The following is a 25,602-nucleotide window of genomic DNA, read 5'->3' on the forward strand; positions in this document are numbered from 1 at the left end:
GGTTCTTCTCCCACTGTTGCCAATGGACCTGTATATTCAGGAGCTTCTTCAGTTACTGCAGCCTCAACGCCATTAACTCCACCTGTAAATTCTGGAACTTCATTTATCGCAGCTTCACTTCCATTTATACCATCGCTTAATTTAGATCCAGCTAAAGAGACTGGTAAATTGTGCATACTTTCAATTGCACCGTCTGCCAGACCTGTAATCCTTTGACCCATATCCTCTGGATTCACTGTGAATAGGAGAGTTTTTGTATCATACTGGGTCATGAAGGTTGCCGTTTTACCATTTGCCAACTGAAGGGTCGGAGCCTTATTTACCAATACTTCCGAATCAAACTCCATCGCAATAATACCTGGCCATTTTTGAATAGCATATTTTACTTTTGCTTCTTTAGGAGAAATTCTTTCCTTGGTCAAGAAATCCCAGTTGAATTTCTTGAAGGAAAGTGTATATGGAACCCCCCCTAGAGCATGGTGCTCATATAAAAGTCCAAATTCATCCGGTCCAATTTGTTGAAGAGAGTTATATGCATATTCACCTTCCTGAATCAAATGATGGTGCAACCAAGTTAACTGGCCATCTTCTTCAACACGAGCCACTCGAATATAACCATTTTTACGACCTGGACCGTTCGCATTCGCCAAGAGAATATACTCTTTACCATTTTGAACCGTATGAGTCGCGGCCATTTGAACATAAACATCTGGCACATCATAGCGATCAACGTTATTGTCCCAAGTTAGACCACCATCATGACTTGTCGCAACCTGTAGATCACCTGTCAAACCACGCATAAATAGTTTGAGGTCCCCATTGTTTAACTGAACAACAGAAGATTCCGTATTTTGAGCATAATAATTGTTCATAGTGCTTGAATCAACAACTGTACCATCATAAAGCGTACGATTGTCGTTGACACCACCTCCCATATGCCAAGTCTTTCCATGGTCATCTGAGTAGATAATTCGAGATGATTGAGAACCATTGAGGTGGTTGGTACGGTTAGTCGTATAGACAGGAACGACGATTCGACCTTTATTTGGACCGGTACGAAGGGTTATCCCCACTCCAGGACCCACACCCAAGAATTTCATCCAATCAGCTTTGACCATTGGAGTAATATCTTGAGGTGCTGACCAGGTCTTACCATCATCATCACTGTAAGACATCCATAGATAAGAATCCTTGGCAACTCTAAATGGAGACGTTTTATTACTTGTGAAATAAATATTTCCTAATAGTCGATCCCCTTGATATAAATCACCCTTATCACTATAAGATGGTTTCACCGGATCTACTACAACACGATAATCTGTTGGTTTCCCATCTGGGGTATAAACTGTGCCATTTTCACGTATTGTATAGGAGCCGTCTTCGCCTTCTTTATAGAGAATTTGATAAGTTTTGCCATCGATTTGTTTATAGGCTTCTTCTCTTTGATCAGCCATCCCAAAGATTCCTTTCCCTTCTGGGAACATATCATAGATAGAAAAAATTCGTTTTGTTTCAGGATCTTGAACCAAAACCATATCGATGTTCACTGGTGAACCGATTGATGGATCAGAAGCTTTTGGATTGTCTCGTAAATTTGTAATAGTTACTCGATTGCTCCATGTTTTACCCTTATCTTCACTTCGTCTGACGACCATGCCGATATCGCCCCAGTCACTTGAATGAAGACGACGCTCATCTGCACCAGCAATCAGAGTACCTTTATCTGTCTTAAGAAGTGCAGGAATACGATAACTCTTGATCCCATCTTTATTTGGTTGGTTATGCATTCCGCCTTCAAAAACATCTTCTTTCTCTGATATTTGCGCACCTTCAGGAAGTTTCTTTTCCAAATCACCTCTTTCAAACAGTTGACTCCGTGTTTGAACTTCATCTGGTGTTAAAGCACGATCATAGACAGTCAGGTTCCGAACTTGTAGATTGGATCCCCAAACAGTATTACTAGCACGCTTGGTGGCTCCGATTTGAGCATGTGTTACATCTGGCATATCTTTGATGAAATGACCAGATTTCAGACTTGTTCGAGATAATACCCCGTTCACGTAGAGGCGCACTCGACCATGAGGTAATTCTGCTGTCGGTTTTTCAACTGTGAAAGTTACTGAATTCCACTGGCCAGGACGTACTTGTAATGGAGCATCCGTATATTTATCATAAAATTGTGCTCCATTTGCATCACGTCCCTCAATTAAGGCTGTATTATTGAGAACAGCCATTGTGAAGTACTCATCTTTTTTCTTATCACTAGACACTGAGAATAGATTATAAAAATCTGGAGCTTTTGCATCTGGCTTAAATTCCATATGAATAGTCGCATTTTGAAGCTTCTTCAATGTATCTAATTCACTGGCTAAGTCTACACGCTGACCATTTTTCGAATTTGTTTCAACATCTTCTTTTTCCACTACTGGAGTTGCATTTTCGATGTTTCTAGCATAATAATCTCGAGGAATAACTCCCTCTTCTTCTTTATCTTGGTCCTTGTTACTGGCTTCTGTAGTTGTAGAATCTGTTTCTGGTTTATCAGCAGGAGCTGGTGTGTTTTCAGCTGCAGGGGTATTTGTTGGAGTGGTTGTCTCTGCTTCAGCAGTCTCATTTTTCTTCAACTTATCCTGATCAACTTCCACACCATTGTCTTTTGCTGTTGCCAATTTTCCAGCTAATTCACTATCTAAATGAGCAAGACTTCCTGAAGAAGCTTCTTTTGGTAATTCTGATAAACCTTGATTATTATTTTCAGCTGCAGTTACAGTTGAGTTTCCTTGTTCATTTGCCAATACAGGGTTTACTCCAAACACCACAGCACCAATGGTTACAGAGGCTACACCCACTGCAAATTTACGAATACCATATCTTTGTTTTCTGTCATAATTCTTCTGATTCATCTTTCTACCTTTCAATATCACCAAAAAATAAAGCGCTTTCTTTTTGTTTTAAAATTTTTACTCCCGACCATAGGAAAACACAAGAAAGTAATTAATAAACGAGAGTTCCTCTCCTTCTCTCTTTCAAAATTTAGCTAGCTGTAATCCAAACAGTAGCTCTTTCACTCCTTTCCTAGAGACTTTTTCTTTATTATACAATAAAGTCATAGGTTTATCTCAAGCTTGTCATAGAATAGATTTTACTTTCAGAAATATTTTAATATTTTAATATTCTTAAAAGTACTTTCAACATATATAACAAAAAAGAGAGCTACTGGCTCTCTCATTCATCACTTTATATACTTAAAAGAAATCTCACTACCACAGAGCCAGTTGTAAACTTGATCATTGACAAATACATTCATGGCTTCGTGAGCATACTCTGGCATGATACGATAGGACTTGTCACAGGTCAGACGGTTGTAAATCGCAAACTGGGTAATAGGATAGCAAACATCATCGTCCAAGCCCGTAATCATCTTAACCTCACCCTTGATACGATGGGCAAGATTTTTCACATCGATATAGGCAAGGGTCGCCATGATTTCCTCTTCAGTTTCGTGGAAGGGGTCGTGAAACTTGAAATAACGGAAAAGTTCGTCATAGGCTTCACTTGTATTACCAATCTCAAGCACTCGTCTGAAGTCTGACAAGAAAGGATAGATGGCTACTGTTTTCTGAATCCGAGGATTGAGCGCTGCCGCAACCAAGGCTAGAGCCCCTCCTTGTGAGGCACCATAGCTAGAAAGACACTTCTCATCCACCTCAGGCAGACTAGCAATAATGTCAACCAACTGGTAAATGTCCAAATAAACATCCTTATAAAAGAGATGCTCCCGACCTTCCACAGCACCACGGATAATATGTCCCTTAACCGTATTTCCTAAAGGAGAACGCAAACCGTCCTGTGAATAACCTGACTGCCCCCGCACATCCATGGAAACAACACCGTAACCAGCCACAGTATAGGCCAGCATGTCAGCCCAGTCCCAGCCACGTCCCATATAACCATGGAAATGGAAGATTATCGGAACCTTCTCCTCACTCTTTGGAAGAACGACGCGCGCATAGACCTTACCTTCCTTGCTTCCTTCAAATGTTAACTCATAGCACTTGACTTGAGGAATGTGGAAATCTCTTTCCTCCAACTGATAAGCTGGAAGAGTTGAAACTTTTTTCACTTCCCCATCCCAGAAAGCATCAAAGTCCTCTGGAACCTCATCCCGTCCTCTATAAGTCTTGATTTCTTCTAACAAAGCTGGATTTTTCATAATATGCTCCTTGTTTTGTAATCGCTATCACCACTCTAGCATATCTAGAAAGGCAATGCAAGAAAGAAGGGCAAATAGAAAGAGATTTTAGATTCTTTACTTTTAGGATAATGGACTGAAAGTAGTTTCAAAAATAAAAAAGAGCATTTCGCTCTTTCTTCCTTATATTTATATTATTTTGTTGCTTCTTTCTTTTGGAAAGTGGTTTGGTAATTTACTTTAATCGTTACGGTCATGTGAGAGTCCTCGTTTCTTTTTGATGACTCTAGTATAAGGGGCTAACCTAAAAGCTAGCTTAAGATTTCCTTAGAGAAAGCTTAATCTAGATGTTCTTTCTTTTCCAAATGAAGGGCAATCATGCGCCATTCTGGATCCTCTTGCCAAGCTTCTATCGAACTAATGTAAGTAGCAACCTTTCTGGCTTCTTCTAAAATCGGAAAATCTTCGATAATATCAGCCACTTGGAACTCTGGAAGACCTGACTGTCTGGTTCCAAAAATCTCACCTGAACCACGCATTTTCAAATCTTCCTCTGCAAGGACAAATCCATTAGTGGTTTCTGTCATGATGCGCATGCGGTCTTTCCCAGAATCCGTCTTAGGATTGGCAACGAGAACTGCATAAGACTGCTTATCTCCCCGACCCACACGACCTCTGAGCTGGTGAAGCTGGCTGAGACCGAAGCGATCGGCATCCATGATAATCATAACGGTCGCATTGGGAACATTGACCCCAACCTCGATAACCGTTGTCGAAACTAGAATAGCCGTTTTTTGCTCTTTGAACTCCTGCATAATCTGGTCTTTTTCGTCACTCTTCATCTTACCATGTAGAAGAGCCACTTCTGCCTTACCTGCAAAATGAGCCGTCAATTCCTCTGATAAGGCAATGGCATTTTTCAAATCCAGAGCTTCTGATTCTTCAATCAAAGGAGAGATGACATAGGCTTGTGAACCTTTTTGGATTTCCCCCTCTAACCAAGTCAAGACCTGAGGCAATTGCTCATGTTTGATCCAGCGCGTCACAATAGGCTTTCGTCCTGCTGGCATCTGGTCAATAATGGAAACATCCATATCTCCAAAGGCTGTGATAGCCAAGGTTCGTGGTATGGGAGTCGCCGTCATCATGAGGACATCTGGGTTGTCGCCTTTTTCTCTCAGAACACGCCTTTGCCCTACACCAAAGCGGTGCTGCTCATCGATGATAATCAAGCCCAGACGAGCATAATCCACCCCATCCTGTATTAGAGCGTGAGTTCCGATAATCAAATCAGCCTCACCCTTGGCAATAGTCTCCAAGACTTCTCTCTTTTCTGCAGCTTTCAAGGAACCTGTCAAAAGAGCCAGTTTCAAGTCTGGAAAGAGGTTCTGTAAACTCTCAAAATGTTGCTCTGCAAGGATTTCTGTTGGTACCATAAGGGCTGCTTGGTAGCCAGCCGTCACTGCCGCATACATAGCCAAGCCAGCGACCACCGTTTTCCCGCTCCCCACATCCCCTTGCAAAAGACGATTCATGTGGTGGTCCGACTTCATGTCGGTCAAAATTTCCTGTAAACTCTTTTCTTGAGCTGGGGTCAGAGCAAAAGGAAGGCTTTCTTTAACAGCTGTCACTTTTTTCTGAGACCAGTTCAAAACCAAACCGCTTCCCTGAACTCTATTTTCAGACTTGAGCGTCTGCAATTGCATTTGGAAATAAAAGAGTTCCTCAAATTTGATACGGCGAAGAGCCTGCTTGTATTCTGCCAAATCCTTTGGAAAATGCATAGCTCGGACTGCCTGACAACGGGACATGAGTTTGTATTTGTCCAGCAAAGACTGGGGAAGATTTTCCTCAATCAAGAGGTCCAATCCCTGATCAAAGGCCGTCTTAATAACCTTGACCAGACTGGCCTGACTGATTCCCTGAGCCAAGCGATAAACAGGTTGGAGGTCATCTTCCACCTGAGCTAGGACCTTCATCCCAGTCAGACTAGCCTTGGCTCGGTCCCATTTTCCAAAGACAGCAAGGGTTGCTCCCAACTCTATCTTATCTGCTAGATAGGGCTGGTTAAAGAAATTCACCGCAAAAACGACTTCTCCCTGCTTGAGGCTAAAGCGCAGACGATTGCGCTTGAATCCATAATACTGGACACTGGCAGGAGTCACGACTTGACCAGATAGGACTGCCTTCTCCCCGTCCTCTAGTTCCAATACTTGCTTGGTTTTGAAGTCTTCATAACGGAAAGGAAAGTAGAGCAAGAGGTCTTGCAAGTTTTCAATTCCTAGTTTGGCGTATTTTTCTGCTGACTTTGGTCCCACACCAGGCAAGACATGCAAGGGTTGATGTAGATTCATGCTCCACTCCTTTCGTTGGTTTAATGATATTCTCTCGGAATGCGGTCGCTGAGAAGACAAACCACCTCGTAGTTAATAGTCCCACGGTAGGTCGCTACCTGAGTAGCCGTTATCTCCTTACCCTCGTTAGAACCAATCAATGTTACCTTGGTTCCTAAGGGATAAAGCTTAGGCAGACGAATGGTGATTTGGTCCATAGATACTCGCCCAACGATTGGGCAAGCTTGTCCATCTACCAAGACAAAGAAATTCTGCATGTCACGTGTCCAACCATCCGCATAACCGATTGGCACCGTCGCAATGACTTGCTCGCTGTCTGCCTGATAGGTCGCTCCGTAGCCCATGCAAGCTCCGGCTGGAACTGTCTTGACATGAACCAGAGCAGACTCCAAGGTCAAGGCTGATTTTAAATCATAAGGGAGATTTAAAACTTCTCCACTGGGATTCAGGCCATACATAGCGTCTCCCATACGAACGGCGTTAAAAATAGTCTCTGCATGCCAAAGAGTCGTTGCCGAATTGCTGGCATGAACCAGCTCTGGAACTTCTTTCATACTGGCCAAAATAGTTTTAAACCGTTCTAACTGGGCATTAAAGTAGTCATCTGATTCCTCGTCTGCAGTAGCAAAGTGGGTAAAAATCCCTTCAACACGAGCACCGTGTTGTTGGAGCAAGTCTTGAGCCTGCTCAGCCTCACAAGCCTCTCGAAAACCAATTCGTCCCATTCCTGAATCAATCTTGAGGTGAACTGTCAATCCAGTTAGGTCAGCTTCCTTATCTAACAATACTTGAATCCACTCCAGTCCAGCCACTGTCAAGGTGATGTCGTATTCTTTAGCTAGAGCAACAGCTTCGATTTCAGAAACTCCTAAAATGAGGATTCGTTTGCCGAGTCCAGCATGTCTGAGTTCAATGGCTTCATCAATATTCGAAACACAAAAGCCATCAACATCATCTTGAATAGCCGTCGCAACAGCAACAGCTCCATGCCCATAGGCATTAGCCTTGACTACTGCAAATTTGAGCGTTCCTTGAGGGATATGAGCCCCCATTTGCTGAATATTTTGTCGAATAGCTCCCAGATGAATCAGAGCCTTGGTTGGTCTATGTGGACTAGCTTTCATGATTTTCCTCCAAAATGACACTGGCTGTCACAAACTGATCGGTATGGCTGATAGATAGCCAAATCTTTCCTAAAAATGGTGCCTGACTAAAATAAGGCGCCCCGCGTTCATTGTTCAAGACTTCCAAATCCTGAAAACCGAGCTTTCCAATACCAGTTCCCATAGCCTTGGAAAAGGCTTCTTTAGCCGACCAGCGACCAGCCAAATATTCGATTTGCCTGCGCCCTTTAAGACTGGTAAACCGTTCCATTTCCTTAGCGGTCAGCACGCGCTTAGCAAAGCCTTCATGTCGTGTAACTGCGCTTTCTATCGAAGCCAATTCTTCGATGTCAATTCCGTGTCCAACTATCATTCTCATCAAAAGGAGTTGAGATCCCCCAACTCCATCCTTTTCACTTATTTTGTCAAGGTAGCATAAATCTCTTCTACCAAGGCCTCTGTATTTTCCCAACCTAGACAAGGATCGGTAATGGAGCAACCAAAGACCTCTGGTTGGTTTTGACGACCATCTGCTAGATAAGATTCAATCATAAAGCCTCGAACTATCTTTTTAATCTTCTCATTCCAGTCACGATTTTGCAAGGTCTGGCGAACAATTCGAATCTGCTCCATATATTGCTTGCCTGAATTATCATGGTTGGTATCAATGAGAATAAAGGGATTTTCAAGTCCCATGGCTTCATAGCGTTCAATGGCATTTAGCAAGGTCTCATAGTAAAAGTTAGGCTCATTTTTCCCATATTCATTAACTGCACCACGAAGGATGACGTGAGCCAAGGGATTTCCTGAAGTCTCAACTTCTTGACCATGGAAGAGGAAGGTTTGTTTGTTTTGGGCGGCATAGATACCGTTAAACATAACACCAAGATTCCCAGAGGTTGGATTTTTCATCCCGACTGGTGCATCAATCCCCGAGGCCACAAAGCGGTGCTCTTGGTCTTCCACAGAACGAGCTCCTACAGCATGGTAGCTGACCAAATCATCTACCAAGACCAGATTTGACGGATAAAGCATCTCATCTGCCGTTGTCAAACCTGTCTCTGTAATGACGCGGTAGTGCAACTGGCGCACAGCCTGCAAACCGTTAATCAGGCTTGGAGCCTTAGAGGTATCTGGTTGGTGAACCAAACCTTTATAGCCGTCTCCGTTGGTGCGAGGTTTAGCTGTATAAACACGCATAACCATGAAAATCTTGTCCGCCACCTTCTTCTGCAAGGCGGATAAACGGCGGGCATATTCCAAGACAGCCTCTTCATTATCAGAAGAGCAAGGACCAATCACCAAAAGGATCCGGTCATCTTCTCCTGAAATGATGTCTGCCATTTCTCTATCACGACGCTCCTTTAGTCGCAAGGCTTCCGCAGACAATTGGGTTTCTGCTTTGATTGCTTCAATATCGATTTCTTGACCTTTTTCAATAAATGCCATCTTATTCTCCTAGCGTTTGGTAGATTTCTCTGACAAGGGCTTCTGTATTTTCCCAGCCAAGACAAGGGTCCGTGATAGACTTGCCAAATACTTCCGGTTCGTTTTGACGGCCGTCTTCTAGATAAGACTCAATCATAAAGCCACGAACGTACTGCTTGATTTTTTCATTCCAAGCACGGTTAATCAAGGTCTGGCGGACAATTCGAATCTGGTCCATGTATTGCTTACCAGAATTGTCATGATTGGTATCCACGATGATAAAGGGATTTTCTAAACCCATTTTCTCATACTGAGCAATAGTATCCATCAAATTATCATAGTAGTAGTTAGGAATATTCTTACCATACTCATTGATTGCTCCACGAAGAATAGCGTGCGAAAGCGGGTTCCCAGTTGTTTCCACTTCTTTTCCTAGGAAAAGGAAACTTTGTTTGTTTTGAGCAGCATAAATCCCATTAAACATAACATTGAGATTTCCAGATGTTGGATTTTTAAACCCAGTCGCGAAATCTGCTCCACTTGCCACAAAGCGGTGTTGCTGGTCTTCAACTGAACGGGCACCAACCGCCATGTAAGAAATCAAATCATCCACAAGCGGTAGATTTTCAGGATAAAGCATTTCATCAGCCGTTGTCATTCCTGTTTCTGTGATAACACGATAATGAAGATGGCGAACGGCTTTGATTCCATTGATAAGACTAGGCGCTTCTGTCGCATTAGGCTGGTGAATCAAGCCCTTATAGCCATCTCCGTTGGTACGGGGTTTAGCAGTATAAACACGCATAACCATAAAGATACGGTCTGCCACTTCTTCTTGCAAAGCTGCCAAACGCTTAGCGTATTCAAGAACAGCTTCTTCATTGTCAGATGAGCATGGCCCGATTACCAAGAGAATCCGCTGGTCTTCTCCACGTATAATGGCTTCTAGCTCTTTATCGCGCTGTGATTTTCTCTCCAAAGCTTGGCCTTCTAATTTTGATAAGGCACGAACTTCTTCAATATTAATTTTAGGACTTTTTGCTGTAAATACCATAACTCATCTCCTTATAAAGCAAACGGATACCAAGTAAAAATTTACTTTTCACAAGGTATCCGCCTCTAAACTATCTCATTTTATTGTCTTTTACCGTGACAGTTTTTAAACTTCTTACCAGAACCACATGGGCAAAGTTCATTCCGTCCAATCTGACTCAAATCCAGATTTTCAGGCATATTTGCTTGGTGGGCAGCGATATTGCGAGTCGCCGTTGTACTGATATGGTGCTCTGCTTGTGGTCTTTCTTGTTCATGAATTTGTGCTTTCATCATCAAACGTGTCACATCAAATTCGATCGAACCAATCATGTCATTAAACATACGGAAACCTTCTGCCTGATACTCAACAACAGGGTTGTTCTGAGCATAGCCACGAAGTCCTACCGCGTTACGCAATTGATCAAGGGCGTCGATATGGTCTGTCCACTTATTATCTACCACTCGTAGAATCAAAACTTTTTGGAATTCTTTAACTGCTTCTTCATCTCGTAGTTTTGAAACTTGACTATCGTAAACCTTCAAGGCACGTTGGAAGAGTTCTTCTTTGATAGCCTTATCAGACAAGCCTGACAAATCTTCCATCGTAATAGAATCTTCTGGAAGCAAGTTGTACTTAGCAAAGTTCAAAATCGCTTCTAGTTTTTCATCTTGTTTGGCACGCGCATGACCATCAACGACACGACCAATCGTACGTTTAATCATTGAGTGAATTTCAGGCGCCAAGTCACGGTCTGCAGTGATAACATCGTAACGTTGAGCGTAGATAATCTCACGTTGTTCACGCATGACATCGTCATACTGAAGGACTTGTTTACGGGTATCGTAGTTATTTCCTTCGACACGTTTTTGTGCCGCTTCAACCTGACGTGTCAACATACGAGACTCAATCGCCTCTTCAGACATGTTGAGACGTTCAAAGATTCCCTTCAAGCGTTCAGAACCAAAACGTTTCATCAAGTCATCTTCAAGAGATAGGTAGAATTGTGACTCACCTGGGTCTCCCTGACGACCTGAACGTCCACGAAGCTGGTTGTCGATACGACGGCTTTCATGACGTTCTGTACCAATAACACAAAGTCCTCCAAGTTCACGAACTCCTTCACCAAGCTTGATATCGGTACCACGACCGGCCATGTTAGTTGCGATGGTAACAGCACCACGCTGACCAGCATTCATGATGATTTGGGCTTCTTTATAGTGGTTTTTGGCGTTCAAGACTTCGTGAGGAACACCAGCTTCGACCAATTTTTTAGAAATGTAGTCACTGGTTTCAACCGCTACTGTACCAACCAAGACAGGTTGACCTTTTTGGTAACGAGCCTTAACGTCTTTAACAACGGCCTTAAACTTAGCTTCAATGCTAGCAAAAAGCAAGTCTGGATGGTCAATACGTTGAACAGGACGATTTGTTGGGATTGGAATAACACGAATGTTGTAAATTTCACGGAATTCTTCTTCCTCAGTCTTACCTGTACCCGTCATACCAGACAATTTCTTGTACATACGGAAAAGGTTTTGGTAAGTGATTGAGGCAGATGTCTTGGTTTCATCCTGGATTGGCACACCTTCTTTGGCTTCAATGGCTTGGTGCAATCCATCAGAATAACGACGACCTTCCATGGTACGACCTGTAAATTGGTCGACAATCAAGATTTCTTGCTCTTCGCTCACCACATAGTCAATATCGAGAAGCATGATGTAGTTGGCACGAAGGGCGTTATCGATAAAGTGAGTCAGAGCTACGTTTTCGATGTCATAGAGATTTTCAAGCTTGAAGTAGCTTTCAGCCTTGTCAATCCCTGAATCAGACAAACCAATAGTCTTAGACTGCACATCGATGATGTAGTCGTCTTTGTCCAACGATTTTACATAGTGGTCTGCCATGTGGTAGAGCTGACTAGTTTCAACTGCATTAGCACCTGATACGATCAAAGGTGTACGGGCCTCGTCAATCAAGATTGAGTCAACCTCATCGACCAAGGCATAGTTAAGCGGACGTTGTACCATGTTTTCAGCGCGAACGACCATGTTATCACGAAGGTAGTCAAATCCGATTTCTGAGTTGGTTGAGTAGGTAATATCACACTCATAGGCTTCTTTTTTCTCCATTGGAGATTTGGCAGCCAAGTTAATTCCTACTGACAAACCAAGCCAAGAGTACAATTCACCCATCTCAGTCGCGTCACGTTCTGACAGGTATTCATTGACCGTAACTACGTGAACCCCTTTGCCTGAAAGGGCATTGAGGTATACCGGCATGGTCGCCGTCAAGGTTTTCCCTTCCCCTGTACGCATCTCTGGCACGTCACCATGGTGAAGAACGATTCCTCCCATGACCTGAACCTTATATGGGAAGAGACCTAGGACACGTTTGGCACCCTCACGGACAACCGCAAATGCTTCATAAAGCAATGAATCCAGTGATTCTCCATTTTGATAACGTTCTTTAAATTCAACTGTTTTTGCTTTTAGTTGGTCGTCAGTCAAAGCAGCCATTTGGTCTTCGTATTTGAAAACCTTATCAGCCATCTTTTCCAGACGACGGATTTCTCCTTTATCATTTTCGATAATTGTTTTTAAAATATTAGCCATGTTTTTCCTTACTTTAAATTCCGAATATTTTAGAATGTTCTTTTAATTTTAGCACAATTACTGATTATTTTCAAGGAAGAATCCCCATTTTGAAAAGGAAAAAGAGGCTAGTTTCCAAGCTAACCTCTCTGACTTTTATGATACTTTAATTGCCAAAAATCGGCAAAATAGCAAACAGAATAAATAGGTTAATCCAAAGAGAAAGACAGCAGATGAGTCCAAAAACAAAGAGACTGACTTTCTTGGACAGCAAGGCCATCAAAATGGACAGAATGCCAAAAACTAGCAAGACTTTCTGTATGCTGAAGAGGTCAATCTTCCCCCCAGAATCGGACTGCCCCAAGGAAGAAAGAAGAAAGCAATCCAGATCAACAGAACTAAACCAATATAGACCTTAGAATAGCGTGTAATAAATGATTTTAGACGTTCCATAAGCCACCTCCTATAAATAAAAACCGATATAAATCAATACCTTCCACCCGTAGACTTTCCTAACTCCTTTCTTAGTCTAAGCATTTTTTTGAAAAAGATATAGTCTAACCAGTCGCTGCCTAGAGATAAGACTATCAAAAGCAACCCAACACCCCAAGCACTAGCATCTGATTCATGATTTAGAACAAAAGGGAAAAATAAGAATGAAAAAATTGTCATATCCAAGCTAAACAGAGCTAAAAGGGAAATATAAATCCAGTAAAAATAGTAGAAGATGGGGAAAATTTTACTGTTTCTGTCAGCATTGTCTATCCAATAGAAAAAATAAAAACAAGGAAATAAGAGTATCAAATTAAACCAATTAAAGGACAGTTTCATCATCGACACCTCCTCTTTGAAACTGTTTTCTTTAGTTTCGTTCTATTAAATGTTATTACCAATATAACTCAATGCTTGCCGCCTTTAGACTTTCCTAGTTCCAGTCTCAAGCGAAGCATTTTTTTGAAACAGAAATAAGTTGACCTATTCAGACCAATAGCTAGCAAAATAAAAAGAAACCAAATGCCCCATAACTTGATATCTGTCACATTTCTCAAGACGATATTGAAAAACAGAACTGAAACAACTGTCCAAGCAAGGCTAAAAAGAGCATAGAGGGGGATGTAAAACCAGTAAAAATAGTAAAAAATTGGGAAAAATTTACTATTTCTGTTGGCCTTTTCAATCCAGTTATCAAAATAAAAGTAAGGTGCTAAAAATAAGAATTTAAACAAATGTTCCATCAGCAGCACCTCTTTTGATAGCGTTTTCTTTAACTTCATTCTATCAAAAAAATCTGGAAATGTCATTCCAGATTCTACTTTTTTATTTGCGTTTTCTTGCGATGAGATGAATCGGTGTTCCCTCAAAGACAAAGGCCTTGCGGATTTGATTTTCCAAGAAACGCAGGTAAGAAAAGTGCATGAGTTCTTCTTCGTTGACAAAGATGACAAAGGTTGGTGGTTTGGTTGCCACTTGGGTCGCGTAGAAAATCTTGAGGCGTTTACCTTTGTCTGTCGGTGTTGGATTGATGGCAATAGCATCCATGATGACATCGTTCAAGACAGCTGATGGAATACGTGTATTTTGACTTTCGCTGATTTGCTTAATCATCTCAGGAAGTTTGTGGAGACGTTGCTTGGTCAAAGCTGATACAAAGATAATCGGGGCGTAAGGCAGGTATTGGAACTGCTCACGGATATCTTCTTCCCAGTTTTTCATAGTGTGGTTGTCTTTTTCAAGTGTATCCCACTTGTTGACCACGATAATCATCCCTTTACCAGCTTCATGAGCAAATCCTGCGATACGCTTATCGTATTCACGAATGCCTTCTTCCGCATTGATGACCATTAAGACCACATCTGAACGGTCAATAGCTCGCATGGCGCGCATGACAGAGTATTTCTCAGTATTTTCATAAACCTTACCAGATTTACGCATACCAGCCGTATCAATCATGGTAAACTCTTGACCATCTGTATCTGTAAAGTGCGTATCAATGGCGTCACGAGTTGTTCCAGCAACAGGACTGGCAATGACACGGTCTTCGCCCAAGATAGCATTGATCAAGCTTGATTTTCCAACGTTTGGACGACCAATCAGGCTAAACTTAATGACATCTGGATTTTCTTCTTCATATTCATTTGGAAGATTTTCTACGATAGCATCTAGCACATCCCCTGTACCGATCCCATGGACAGATGAGATTGGCAATGGTTCACCCAAACCGAGGGCATAGAAATCATAGATATCGTTTCGCATCTCAGGGTTGTCCACCTTGTTGACCGCGAGGATAACTGGTTTGTGGGTCTTATAAAGCTTACGGGCTACGTATTCGTCTGCATCGGTAATTCCTTCCTTACCAGACACGACAAAGACGATAACATCTGCTTCTTCCATGGCAATTTCTGCCTGATGCTTGATTTGCTCCATGAAAGGAGCATCAACATCATCGATTCCTCCTGTATCAATCATGCTAAAGGAACGATTGAGCCACTCACCTGTTGCATAGATACGATCACGTGTCACTCCTTCGACATCTTCTACAATGGAGATTCGCTCACCAGCGATCCGATTAAATAGGGTTGATTTCCCAACATTGGGACGTCCTACAATGGCAATAGTTGGTAGGGCCATAATTTCTCACTTTCTACAATAACTTCTTCTGTTCAAGATTTTTTCTAGTTGAGCTTGGTTCAGCTTGACCAAACTGTTCTGCTAGGCGCTGACTCCAGCTTGTGGTCGTACGCGCTCCAGCATAGTCAGCCTGTACACGGTCATAAGCCTCAATCACATCAACTGTTTGTTCCTGATATTCTTCCTCAAATACCACTTGATTCAATGGCAAGCGAGGTTTGACTTCATGTTCTTGATTTGGCCCATCCCAAAGACAGGATAGGTGTAGTCAGGCAGATTAAAGAGTTCTGCCACTTCTTCTGACTTGTACCGCACCAAGCCAATGATAACACCACCATAGCCCAAACTTTCAGCTGCCAGCAGGGCATTTTGTCCAGCAAGAGCCGCATCGACCGAACTAATCAAGAGCCCTTCCACCCCTTGAGGTTGGAATGTATCGGTATGGAGTCGTGCTCCCTTTTCTGCTCGGTTCAAATCTCCGACAAAGAGAAGGAAAACAGCTGACTGGCGAATGGCTTCTTGAGGTACCAATTCATACAAGGCATCTTTCTTTTCTTGACTTCGTACTACAATCACAGAGTAGGATTGGAAATTCTTCCAAGATGAAGCCATCTGAGCTGCTGTCAGGATTTCAGTCAAGTCTTCTTGAGGAAGGGCTTGCTCCTTAAATCTGCGCACTGACGTGTGAGCTTTCATTAATTTGATTGTTTCTGTCATCGACGGTTTACTCCTTCTAAACGAGTCTCCTCAGCCAAATAATGGATGCGTTCCATGACCCTTCTAGCTTCCCAGGTTTCATCATTTCCATGCTTCCCTTTAGCGAAATGCTGCTCCAAATCATCAAAGTTGAAGTTGGATGTGAAAAAGGTCGGTAAATTTTCCTGCATCCGATATTGAAGAATGACTTGCAGGATTTCGTCACGCACCCAAGGTGTTGATTGCTCGGCACCAATATCATCTAAAATCAGGACTTCAGACAGTTTAATCTCATCTACCAAGGTCTTGACATTACCATCACCGATAGCATTTTTGACATCAATGACAAAGCTAGGATAGTGGAGGAGAGTTGATGAAACACCACGTTTTTCTGATAAATCATGGGCTAAGGCAGCCACCATGAAACTTTTACCCACACCAAAATCTCCATATAGGTAAAGACCTTTTCGAATAGCTGGATATTGCTCCACGAAGGCTAATAGCTTTTCAAAAACTGGTAAGCGCCCCAAATCATCCAAATCTACTTGAGCCAAACTAGCTTTCTTAAGACTGGCTGGCAGATTGATTAACTTGAGACGGTTCTTAATAGCCGCTTCTTTTTCAGCCGCGATTAGTTCAGGAGTTTCTTCATAAGAAACATCCGCATAGCCATGATTCATAACCAAAATCGGCTTGTAGCCTTTGGCAATATAATCCGTATCTCCACGGAGAAATTTGTCACGCTCGGTGATGTACTGATTAAACTTGGAGATACTGCGATTCAATTCCTCTGGAGTAAGGGATTTTTGCTGGATAAAGGCCGCAACATCAGGGTCCTTCATGATTTTCTGGACCAAATCTTGATAATGAAGACGGCTAGGTTGACGTTTGAGTACGTCTCCGACACTTTCCATCTAATCTCCTCCTTTTTCTAATCGAGCTAATAGTTCTTGTTTCTTACGTTCTAGTTCCAGACGAGTTTCCTCGCTGGTTTCATTCTTATAATCTGGATTGCTCCACTTGGGTACATTGGACTTGGTAGGACTGGGTTTACTGCTTTTTTGAGCCTGATTCTTTTGCCCACGCTCACGGATCCGCAAGACTGCCTCTTCTGCCGAATGAATCTTTTGATAAGCATAGTCATTGGCTACCTTCATGGCATATTTCTCATTGATATTTGCCGAATCCACCTTATTAAAGGTCAATAAGAGAATAATATTGATGACTTCATCCAGCAAGCCCAAGCCAGCCATCTGTTGCAAGAGTTCTCTTTCTGTTTGGGTAATGGTTCCCTTGCGCGTTTGCTTGATTTCTGCCAAGAACTGCAGGGCAGTCTTACTTTTAGCTTCTTTGATAATAGTTGCTTCCTTAGGACTAAAATCAGAGGAAACAGGTTTTTGAGCAATTTTTTCCCGCATGCGTTTGGTTGAAATAACCTGGGAAACAGCTGTTGACTTGGCCAATTGATAGGTCTCAAACCAAGTCCATTTCTTCTCCTCGGCAATGGCAAAGAGGTTTAAGACATCAGACTGTTCATCCGCAAAGCGAAGACCATCTCGAGCCATAAGCTGACGAAAATGGTCCAAATCAAAATCGTTAGCCACTTTCTTCTTGAGACCAAGGTCTTCTTGACTGCCCAGTTCTGCCAAATCTGGAAAGACTTGATTGAGTGAGACAGGTATTTCTTCACCATCAGCACTTTCAACTCTCAAATCCTCCACGGCTGCATCACCAATCTTTTTCTCCAAAAGTCTGCGATAAACAGGATGCTCCAAGAAGTCTTGACTAGACAGAGGAGCATGGAGGGCTAGCTGATAAACATCCCCCTTTTGATAGAGGGTTAAGAGATTGAAAGCAGATAGGATTTTCAGGGATTTTAGCAGTCTATCCATCCCAAAGTTGAGATGGTTGAGAATGCTTGAAAAAAGATATTCCTTTCTGCCATTATCCCAAAAACTAATTGTATAAAGATAAAGGCTCAGTGCCTCCTGACCGATAATCGGGAGGTAGCACTGTACCAGAGATGAGGTATCTTGCGACACCCGATTATTCTTTAGATAAGAAAAACGGTCAATTGGCTTCATTTATCTTTCCTTTTTCTTTTTAGAGGACTGGGTGATTTGTTGGAGCAGGCTCTCTAACTCACTCACATCCTTAAAACTACGATAGACACTGGCAAAACGTACATAGGTAATCTCATCCAACTCAGCCAACTCCTCCATGACCAGTGAACCAATGTCCTCACTTTGAATTTCATTTTCATTTCGACCACGGAGTTTCTGTTCGATACGATTGACTACCATGTTGATTTCATCACTTGACACAGGACGTTTCTGGGCTGAGCGGATAATCCCATTAAAGATTTTATCTCTGGAGAATTGTTCCCGTGTGCCATCTTTTTTAACAACCACTAAGGTTCTTTCTTCTACTCTTTCGTAGGTTGTAAAACGGTGCTGGCATTCATCGCACTCACGTCTTCTACGAATAGTGTTCCCTTCTTCTGCTTGGCGACTATCGATAACACTTGACTTGGTAGCCCCACATTTTGGACAACGCATCCTTTCCCTCCTTATCGTTTTCTTTTCATTATACCATTTTTTAAACGATTCCCAAAACAATTCTTCTTTTTGCTTGACAAGTTTTTTGTTTTGTTGTATTATTTAATTAAGACAAAAGGATAAAAGAAAGGAGACCAAGATGTCCTGGACATTTGACAACAAAAAACCCATCTATTTACAGATTATGGAGAAAATCAAGCTTCAGATTGTTTCCCATACGCTGGAACCCAATCAACAACTTCCAACCGTGAGAGAGCTAGCAAGCGAGGCCGGTGTCAATCCAAACACCATCCAAAGAGCCTTGTCAGACCTTGAACGAGAAGGATTTGTCTACAGCAAGCGAACAACTGGACGATTTGTGACTGAGGATAAGGAACTGATTGCCCAATCACGCAAACAATTATCGGAAGAAGAATTGGAACACTTCGTTTCCTCCATGACCCATTTTGGCTATGAAAAAGAAGAACTACCAGGCGTAGTCGGCGATTATATTAAAGGAGTTTAAGCCTATGTCATTACTAGCATTTGAAAATGTATCCAAATCTTATGGAGCAACACCAGCCCTTGAAAATGTTTCTCTTGACATCCCAGCTGGAAAAATTGTTGGTCTCCTTGGGCCAAACGGCTCAGGAAAAACAACCTTGATTAAACTCATCAATGGTCTCTTACAACCAGATCAAGGACGCGTCCTTATCAACGACATGGACCCAAGCCCAGCAACCAAGGCTATCGTAGCTTATTTGCCAGATACGACCTATCTCAATGAGCAAATGAAGGTCAAAGAAGCCCTAACCTACTTCAAGACCTTCTATAAAGATTTCAATCTTGAACGTGCCCATCATCTACTTGCAGACCTCGGCATTGATGAAAATAGTCGTCTCAAAAAACTATCAAAAGGAAACAAAGAAAAGGTACAACTGATTTTGGTTATGAGCCGGGATGCTCGTCTCTATGTTCTGGATGAACCCATTGGTGGAGTGGATCCAGCAGCCCGTGAGTATATCCTCAATACTATTATCAACAACTACTCCCCAACTTCTACCGTTTTGATTTCTACCCACTTGATTTCGGATATCGAGCCAATCTTAGATGAAATTGTCTTCCTAAAAGACGGAAAAGTCGTCCGTCAAGGAAATGTAGATGATATTCGCTATGAGTCAGGTGAATCCATTGACCAACTCTTCCGTCAGGAATTTAAGGCCTAAGCAAAGGAGATTATTATGTTTTGGAATTTAGTTCGCTACGAATTTAAAAATGTTAACAAGTGGTATTTAGCCCTCTACGCTGCTGTTCTCTTCCTCTCTGTTCTTATTGGAATTCAGACACAATCCTTAATCAAACTACCTGAAAAAAATCTATCTGTTCTACTTTTTTTTCTATCTACTGTCTTTGGTGGTTTGATGGTTACACTTGTGATTTCAACTATCTTCTTGATTATTAAACGATTCAAAGGAAGTGTCTATGACCGACAAGGATATCTGACTTTAACCTTGCCAGTTTCTGAACACCATATCATCACTGCTAAATTAGTCGGAGCCTTTATCTGGTCTATACTTAGCTCAGCTGTACTGGCTCTAAGTGCTTTTCTTATTGTGACTATAACGGTTCCAGAATGGATGTCAAATTATGACTTTATTCCACTTGTAGGAACATATCTTCCTCAACTCTCTCTTGTGGGGTTATCCTTCCTACTAAATACCATTTCTGGAATCCTCTGCATATACTTGGCTATTTCCATCGGACAACTTTTCAACGAATACCGCACAGCACTCGCTGTTGCAGCCTACATTGGTATCCAAATCGTCATTGGCTTTATTGAAGTCTTCTTCAATACCAGTGCTAACTTCTATGTCAATTCACTTGCAGGATTTAATGACAATTTCTATATGGGAGCAAGTACGGGTATTATTGAAGAACTCATTTTCATAGCTATCTTTTACCTCGGAACCTACTACATCTTGAAAAACAAGGTTAATTTGCAATAAAAAATGCCCAGCTAAAAAGCTGGGTTTTGATTTAACTCAATATCAAACTGGCTACGATAGGGCTGACAAAGACATAGAGAATACCTGTGACACCGATAGCCAAACCACCCATAGCTCCTGCTACAGAGCCGTATCGAAAGGCTGTGCCTGTTCCGACTGCGTGACCTGTCCCTCCAAGGGAAAGGCCAACAGCTACTGGATCGTCAATTTTTAACCACTTCAAAAGGGTTGGTCCGATCACACTGGTTAAAATTCCAGTTGCCACTACAACCACCAAGGTCACAGTCGTCAACCCTTGCAATTTTTCTGTGATTCCCACTGCCATAGCGGTTGTTACTGACTTAGGAAAGAGAGAAATGGCTAGGAAAAAGTCCATCCCAAAAATCTTAGCTACAAGGGCTGTGAAAGAGGTATTGACCACTACCGCTAACAGACTTCCAAAAAGAATACTCCGTGCATGGTGCTTCATCAAGTGAAAACTCTTATAAAGCGGAATCCCTAAAGCCACGGTCGATGGGACAATCAAGTTGTTCAGATAAACCCCACCTTGGTAGTAATCTTGGTAAGAAATACCCGTCACTTTTAGAAAGATAATAATGAAAAAAGCTGACAAAAGCAAGGGCGTTGTCAATGGATGGGGAAAACGTCTGTAAATCAGCATTCCCACTAAATAAGCTAGGATAGACAGGGCAAGCCCAAACAGGGGATTGGAAACAAATTCACTCATTTGGCATCTCCTTTCTCATAATCACCCTCAAACCGTCTCTTGATGAACTGAACTACCAAGGCTATGAGGATAATATTGATAACAGCTGCAAAAAAGACAATCAAAACAATGGGCAAAAGATAGGGGGCAATCACTTCAAACTTCTCCATGATTCCCACTGCTGGCGGCAAAAAGAGAATGGTCATATTGGCCAGCAAGAAATTCCCCACCATGTTGACATGCCTAGTTCTCAGCCACTTAAATTGCAGGGCGAGAAAAAGAATAATCAAACCGATAATACTGCCTGGGATAGGCAAATGAAAGAAACTGGAAACCCCCTCTCCGATTAGAGAAATCACAAAGAGAATCATTAATTGAACATATAATTTCATCCTAAACTCCACGAAATAGACTTCTTGCATACCAGTTTACTCTTTTTTCAGAAAATTTCAAGGAAATGCACGAAGGATAATGAAAATTAGAAAGGAAAGGGCATACAAACAATTCTTGACTTGTGAAAACAGGCATGATTTAGGATAAAAGATGCCAGCGTCTTTCTTGCCAGCTCTTTTGAAAAGTAGTATAATTATTGCATGCGCAATCATCTTGTGATACAGAGACTGTCCGTGAATGGACTTTCTTCTATTTACAACTCTAAAAAGAAAGGAGATACTATGACCTATTTGGAAAAATGGTTTGACTTCAATCGGCGTCAGAAAGAAATTGAAAGTCTCTTGGAAGAGACTATTGCCCAGCAGAGCGAGCAAAGTCTGACCTTGAAAGAGTTCTACCTACTCTACTATCTGGACTTGGCTCAAGAAAAATCTCTACGCCAGATTGACCTGCCAGATAAACTTCATCTGAGCCCGAGCGCTGTTTCTCGGATGGTGGCTCGCTTGGAAGCCAAAAATTGCGGTCTGCTTAGTCGCAGGTGTTGTGATCAAGATAGGCGCTCTAGCTTTATCTGCCTGACAAGTGATGGGCAAAAGACACTGGCCTCTCTACAGAAAGCTGTCGAAGCAAGCTTGGAAACTGGTTTGGATTTCTTGATTTAAGATGATTTTAGAAAAAAGTTGCGTGCGCAATCATTTTTCTTGACATTCTCTTTTACAAGGAGTAAAATAAAGTCATCATTAAACAAAGGAGTTTTTAAAATGATTGAAATTACCTATCTAGATGCCAGCAAGAACGAAAGAACTGTAACTTTCGAATCTTATGAAGACTTTGATCGTTCACAACAAGCTTGCCTTATCGGCGTCGCAGACTACTACCCTGTCCAAAAATTAACTTACAACGGTCATGATTTGGACTACCATGGAACTTATGGAGATATCTTCTTCTATCTCAAGAAACAAGATTTAAGCCAATATAACTAAAAAAGGAGAAATACAATGGCAAAAGCAATTACAGATGCAACATTCGAACAAGAAACAAAAGACGGTTTGGTCTTGGTAGACTTCTGGGCAACTTGGTGTGGTCCATGTCGTATGCAAGGTCCAATCTTGGACAAATTGTCTGAAGAACTTTCAGAAGATGTTTTAAAAATCGTTAAAATGGACGTTGATGAAAATCCAAACACAGCTCGTGCTTTTGGAATCATGTCTATCCCAACCCTTCTCTTCAAAAAAGACGGCCAAGTGGTGAAACAAGTTGCTGGTGTTCACACAGCAGAACAAATCAAGGCCATCGTTGCTGAATTGAGCTAATCAAACGAGAGACCAAGTACTTGCTTTGGTCTCTTTTTTCTTGCCCTTTGCCATTTTTCAAAAAATATGCTAGACTGTATGTAGAATATTACGATGTTTGGGACATGCCATCGCTAAAAAAAACCTTGACTTGGTATTTTTTAGCTCCCTCAAGGGAGCTTTTTGCGTGCTCTGAACATTTCCCATTTTGGAAGGAGTACTATGAAACGTCAATCAGCCTTGGTCGTCTTTAGTGGCGGTCAAGATTCTACAACCTGCCTCTTTTGGGCTAAAGAACACTATGAAACGGTCGAAGCCGTTACCTTTGCCTACGGCCAACGCCATCATCTCGAAATTCAAGTTGCTAGAGAAATCGCTAAGGAACAGGGGATTCGTCATCACATCCTAGATATGTCTCTGCTGGGGCAAATCACTGAAAATGCCCTGACCTCTGATCTGGAAATTGAGCAAAAAGAGGGAGAGGTTCCCAATACCTTCGTTGATGGTCGTAACCACCTCTTTCTGTCCTTTGCGGCAGTCCTTGCTAAGCAACGAGGCATTAAAGATATCGTGACAGGTGTCTGCGAGACAGACTTCTCAGGCTACCCCGATTGTCGAGATGTCTTTGTCAAATCCCTTAATGTTACCCTCAACCTTGCCATGGATTACGACTTTGTTATCCAAACACCTCTCATGTGGCTAGACAAGGCTGAAACTTGGGAATTAGCCGACCAACTCGGTGCCTTTGACTATGTTCGTGAAAAGACCTTGACCTGCTACAATGGGATTATCGGAAGTGGCTGTGGAGATTGCCCAGCCTGCCACCTACGTCAACATGGTTTAGATGTTTATCTCTCACAGAAAGGAGAGGACTAATGTTTTTTGCACCCAAAGAAATCAAACAGGAAACCGGGGAGTCTCTTGTCTACAATCCACACAGAACCTTGGTATCAAAAGAGTTTACCTTCGATGCTGCCCACCACCTCTTTCACTATGAGGGAAAATGCAAATCCCTTCATGGTCACACCTATCATCTGCAGATTGCTGTCAGTGGATTTTTAGATGAACGTGGCATGACCTACGATTTCGGAGACATCAAAGCAATCTACAAGAACTACTTAGAACCCCACTTGGATCATCGCTATCTCAATGAAACTCTTCCCTATATGAACACGACTGCTGAAAATATGGTTTACTGGATTTTCCAAACCATGAACCAAGAGTTGCCTGACGAACGTGGTCTCCGTTTGGAATATGTTCGCCTCTATGAAACTCCGACTGCCTTTGCAGAGTTTAGACGGGAGTGGTTAGATGACTAGGGAACGTGTCCTCAAACTACCAGTTCTAGAAATTTTTGGCCCAACCTTTCAAGGCGAAGGTCGTGCAATCGGGCAGAAAACCATGTTTGTCCGCACTGCTGGTTGCGACTACCACTGCGACTGGTGCGATTCTGCCTTTACTTGGGATGGTTCTGAAAAACCAACTCGCATGACAGCTGACGAGGTCATTGCTGAGTTGGATAAATTAGGGAGCTACGACTATGTAACCCTATCTGGGGGAAATCCTGCTATCCTAGCAGCCAACATGGCTGAGCTAGTCACCAAACTCAAGGAACGTGGTGTCACTCTGGCTGTTGAAACTCAAGGCTCTCGCTGGCAAAATTGGTTGAAAGACATCAACCAGGTCACTCTGAGTCCCAAACCTCCTTCATCCAAGATGGAAGTCAACTTTGAGACCCTGGACTTTATCGTTTCCCAATTGGATCCAGACAAGGTCACCTTTAAAATCCCTGTCTTTGATGATGCAGATTTAGCCTTTGCTAAAGGAATACAAGAACGCTACCAACCAGATGTCCTTTTCTTATCTGCTGGAAATCCTGAACCCAAGGCTACAGGAAATATTGTCCAAGATCAACTGGACCGTCTCAAAGAACTCTGGGAACGCATCGCTGCTGACGATAGTTGGGGCAATGTCCGCGTCCTTCCTCAACTCCATACCCTCCTCTACGACAACCAACGTGGTGTTTAAAATTAGAAAGAAAAAATCATGTCACAACAAGAAGAAATGAAAAACCTAAGCCTACTGGGCAACAAAGAAACCAACTACATTTTCGAGTATCATCCAGAAGTCCTCGAATCCTTTGACAATCGTCATGTGGAAAATGACTATTTCATCAAATTTAACTGTCCTGAATTTACCTCACTTTGCCCAATCACTGCTCAGCCAGACTTTGCAACTATCTATATTTCCTACATCCCTGATAAGCTCTGTGTTGAGTCAAAATCCCTCAAACTCTACCTCTTTAGCTACCGAAACCACGGAGATTTCCACGAAAACTGTATCAACACCATCGGGAAAGACTTGGTCAACTTGCTAGACCCTCGCTATTTAGAGGTCTGGGGAAAATTCACTCCGCGCGGTGGCATTTCAATCGACCCCTACTACAACTACGGTAAGCCAGGAACTAAGTATGAAGGCTTGGCAGAACAACGCCTCTTCCAACACGACCTTTATCCAGAGAAAATTGACAACCGTTAAACTCAAACTCAATGAAATTCAAAGAGCAAACTAGGAAGCTAGCCACAGGTTGCTCAAAGCACTGCTTTGAGGTTGTAGATAAGACTGACAAAGTCAGCTCAA

Annotated in this window: 25 protein-coding genes and 3 pseudogenes; 10 read left to right on the forward strand and 18 right to left on the reverse strand. The window is 42.2% G+C overall.

Annotated features, from left to right (window positions below; all coding sequences use genetic code 11):
- The 16 genes and pseudogenes from N5909_RS06320 to nrdR form a co-directional block, all read right to left on the reverse strand.
- Positions 1-2,903: pseudogene (locus N5909_RS06320) on the reverse strand (SIALI-17 repeat-containing surface protein); the annotation flags it as partial.
- A 329-nt stretch (positions 2,904-3,232) separates the two neighbouring features.
- Complete coding sequence (locus N5909_RS06325) at positions 3,233-4,213, reverse strand: acetylxylan esterase (RefSeq protein ID WP_125416283.1); 981 nt, start codon at positions 4,211-4,213, stop codon at positions 3,233-3,235.
- 317 nt (positions 4,214-4,530) lie between these two features.
- Entirely contained in the window at positions 4,531-6,576 is a 2,046-nt protein-coding gene (recG, locus tag N5909_RS06330; RefSeq protein ID WP_271631026.1) for an ATP-dependent DNA helicase RecG, read from the reverse strand.
- A complete protein-coding gene (alr, locus tag N5909_RS06335; protein WP_271630997.1) occupies positions 6,567-7,670 on the reverse strand; it encodes an alanine racemase in 1,104 nt (367 codons plus the stop codon). Before alr ends, recG begins: the two co-directional genes overlap by 10 nt.
- Positions 7,660-8,022, reverse strand: coding sequence for a holo-ACP synthase (gene acpS / locus N5909_RS06340; protein ID WP_185757563.1), 363 nt, complete (start codon positions 8,020-8,022; stop codon positions 7,660-7,662). Before acpS ends, alr begins: the two co-directional genes overlap by 11 nt.
- 44 nt (positions 8,023-8,066) lie before the next feature.
- Positions 8,067-9,098 carry a 3-deoxy-7-phosphoheptulonate synthase gene (locus N5909_RS06345; protein ID WP_000864047.1) on the reverse strand — a complete coding sequence of 344 codons (1,032 nt, stop codon included), beginning with the start codon at positions 9,096-9,098 and terminating at the stop codon, positions 8,067-8,069.
- A gap of 1 nt (position 9,099) precedes the next feature.
- Positions 9,100-10,131, reverse strand: coding sequence for a 3-deoxy-7-phosphoheptulonate synthase (locus N5909_RS06350; RefSeq protein WP_271630998.1), 1,032 nt, complete (start codon positions 10,129-10,131; stop codon positions 9,100-9,102).
- A gap of 80 nt (positions 10,132-10,211) precedes the next feature.
- Positions 10,212-12,725 carry a preprotein translocase subunit SecA gene (secA, locus tag N5909_RS06355; protein WP_033681485.1) on the reverse strand — a complete coding sequence of 838 codons (2,514 nt, stop codon included), beginning with the start codon at positions 12,723-12,725 and terminating at the stop codon, positions 10,212-10,214.
- Between the two features lie 145 nt (positions 12,726-12,870).
- A pseudogene (locus N5909_RS06360) lies at positions 12,871-13,157 on the reverse strand (hypothetical protein).
- Positions 13,158-13,190: 33 nt separating this feature from the next.
- Positions 13,191-13,538, reverse strand: a complete 348-nt coding sequence (locus N5909_RS06365; RefSeq protein WP_261082976.1) for a hypothetical protein — start codon at positions 13,536-13,538, stop codon at positions 13,191-13,193.
- Positions 13,539-13,603: 65 nt separating this feature from the next.
- On the reverse strand, positions 13,604-13,939 hold the full coding sequence (locus N5909_RS06370; RefSeq protein WP_261083016.1) for a hypothetical protein: 336 nt from the start codon (positions 13,937-13,939) through the stop codon (positions 13,604-13,606).
- 82 nt (positions 13,940-14,021) lie between these two features.
- Positions 14,022-15,332, reverse strand: coding sequence for a ribosome biogenesis GTPase Der (gene der, locus N5909_RS06375; protein ID WP_001207696.1), 1,311 nt, complete (start codon positions 15,330-15,332; stop codon positions 14,022-14,024).
- Between the two features lie 13 nt (positions 15,333-15,345).
- Positions 15,346-16,049: pseudogene (locus N5909_RS06380) on the reverse strand (NADPH-dependent oxidoreductase).
- A complete protein-coding gene (gene dnaI, locus N5909_RS06385) occupies positions 16,046-16,942 on the reverse strand; it encodes a primosomal protein DnaI (RefSeq protein ID WP_271630999.1) in 897 nt (298 codons plus the stop codon). The pseudogene N5909_RS06380 and the gene dnaI overlap by 4 nt, the downstream one beginning before the upstream one ends.
- Positions 16,943-18,112, reverse strand: coding sequence for a replication initiation and membrane attachment family protein (locus N5909_RS06390; RefSeq protein WP_271631000.1), 1,170 nt, complete (start codon positions 18,110-18,112; stop codon positions 16,943-16,945).
- A complete protein-coding gene (nrdR, locus tag N5909_RS06395) occupies positions 18,113-18,586 on the reverse strand; it encodes a transcriptional regulator NrdR (protein WP_001203672.1) in 474 nt (157 codons plus the stop codon).
- Positions 18,587-18,725: 139 nt separating this feature from the next.
- Between nrdR and N5909_RS06400 the strand changes: the two genes are divergently transcribed.
- Genes N5909_RS06400 through N5909_RS06410 form a run of 3 tightly spaced genes read left to right on the forward strand, consistent with a single transcriptional unit; the run spans position 18,726 to position 20,571 of the window.
- Positions 18,726-19,091: a GntR family transcriptional regulator gene (locus tag N5909_RS06400; protein ID WP_000119149.1), complete on the forward strand. Its 366-nt coding sequence runs from the start codon at positions 18,726-18,728 to the stop codon at positions 19,089-19,091.
- A 4-nt stretch (positions 19,092-19,095) separates the two neighbouring features.
- Entirely contained in the window at positions 19,096-19,791 is a 696-nt protein-coding gene (locus N5909_RS06405) for an ABC transporter ATP-binding protein (protein ID WP_000054197.1), read from the forward strand.
- A 15-nt stretch (positions 19,792-19,806) separates the two neighbouring features.
- Positions 19,807-20,571: a hypothetical protein gene (locus N5909_RS06410; protein WP_271631001.1), complete on the forward strand. Its 765-nt coding sequence runs from the start codon at positions 19,807-19,809 to the stop codon at positions 20,569-20,571.
- Positions 20,572-20,602: 31 nt separating this feature from the next.
- Here N5909_RS06410 and N5909_RS06415 read toward each other — a convergent pair whose 3' ends face one another.
- Both N5909_RS06415 and N5909_RS06420 read right to left on the reverse strand, forming a co-directional pair.
- Positions 20,603-21,298 carry an LrgB family protein gene (locus N5909_RS06415; protein ID WP_271631002.1) on the reverse strand — a complete coding sequence of 232 codons (696 nt, stop codon included), beginning with the start codon at positions 21,296-21,298 and terminating at the stop codon, positions 20,603-20,605.
- On the reverse strand, positions 21,295-21,669 hold the full coding sequence (locus N5909_RS06420; protein ID WP_271631003.1) for a CidA/LrgA family protein: 375 nt from the start codon (positions 21,667-21,669) through the stop codon (positions 21,295-21,297). The genes N5909_RS06415 and N5909_RS06420 overlap by 4 nt, the downstream gene beginning before the upstream one ends.
- Before the next feature lie 282 nt (positions 21,670-21,951).
- On the opposite strand from N5909_RS06420, the gene N5909_RS06425 reads away from it, so the two are divergent.
- The 7 genes from N5909_RS06425 to queF all read left to right on the forward strand — a co-directional run bounded on the left by N5909_RS06425 (position 21,952) and on the right by queF (position 25,500).
- Entirely contained in the window at positions 21,952-22,332 is a 381-nt protein-coding gene (locus tag N5909_RS06425; RefSeq protein ID WP_049502453.1) for a MarR family winged helix-turn-helix transcriptional regulator, read from the forward strand.
- A 99-nt stretch (positions 22,333-22,431) separates the two neighbouring features.
- Positions 22,432-22,653 (forward strand): DUF4649 family protein, encoded by a 222-nt coding sequence (locus tag N5909_RS06430; RefSeq protein ID WP_000570255.1) that lies wholly within the window; start codon positions 22,432-22,434, stop codon positions 22,651-22,653.
- Positions 22,654-22,668: 15 nt separating this feature from the next.
- Entirely contained in the window at positions 22,669-22,983 is a 315-nt protein-coding gene (gene trxA, locus N5909_RS06435; RefSeq protein ID WP_001029581.1) for a thioredoxin, read from the forward strand.
- A gap of 201 nt (positions 22,984-23,184) precedes the next feature.
- Positions 23,185-23,838, forward strand: a complete 654-nt coding sequence (queC, locus tag N5909_RS06440; protein WP_023933747.1) for a 7-cyano-7-deazaguanine synthase QueC — start codon at positions 23,185-23,187, stop codon at positions 23,836-23,838.
- Positions 23,838-24,281 (forward strand): 6-carboxytetrahydropterin synthase QueD, encoded by a 444-nt coding sequence (gene queD / locus N5909_RS06445; protein ID WP_000464573.1) that lies wholly within the window; start codon positions 23,838-23,840, stop codon positions 24,279-24,281. The genes queC and queD overlap by 1 nt, the downstream gene beginning before the upstream one ends.
- Positions 24,274-24,990: a 7-carboxy-7-deazaguanine synthase QueE gene (queE, locus tag N5909_RS06450; RefSeq protein WP_271631004.1), complete on the forward strand. Its 717-nt coding sequence runs from the start codon at positions 24,274-24,276 to the stop codon at positions 24,988-24,990. The genes queD and queE overlap by 8 nt, the downstream gene beginning before the upstream one ends.
- A gap of 18 nt (positions 24,991-25,008) precedes the next feature.
- Entirely contained in the window at positions 25,009-25,500 is a 492-nt protein-coding gene (queF, locus tag N5909_RS06455; RefSeq protein WP_061759258.1) for a preQ(1) synthase, read from the forward strand.
- The last annotated feature ends 102 nt before the right edge of the window (positions 25,501-25,602 follow it).

It is taken from the genome of Streptococcus gwangjuensis (assembly GCF_028156745.1).
Lineage (GTDB): Bacteria > Bacillota > Bacilli > Lactobacillales > Streptococcaceae > Streptococcus > Streptococcus gwangjuense_A.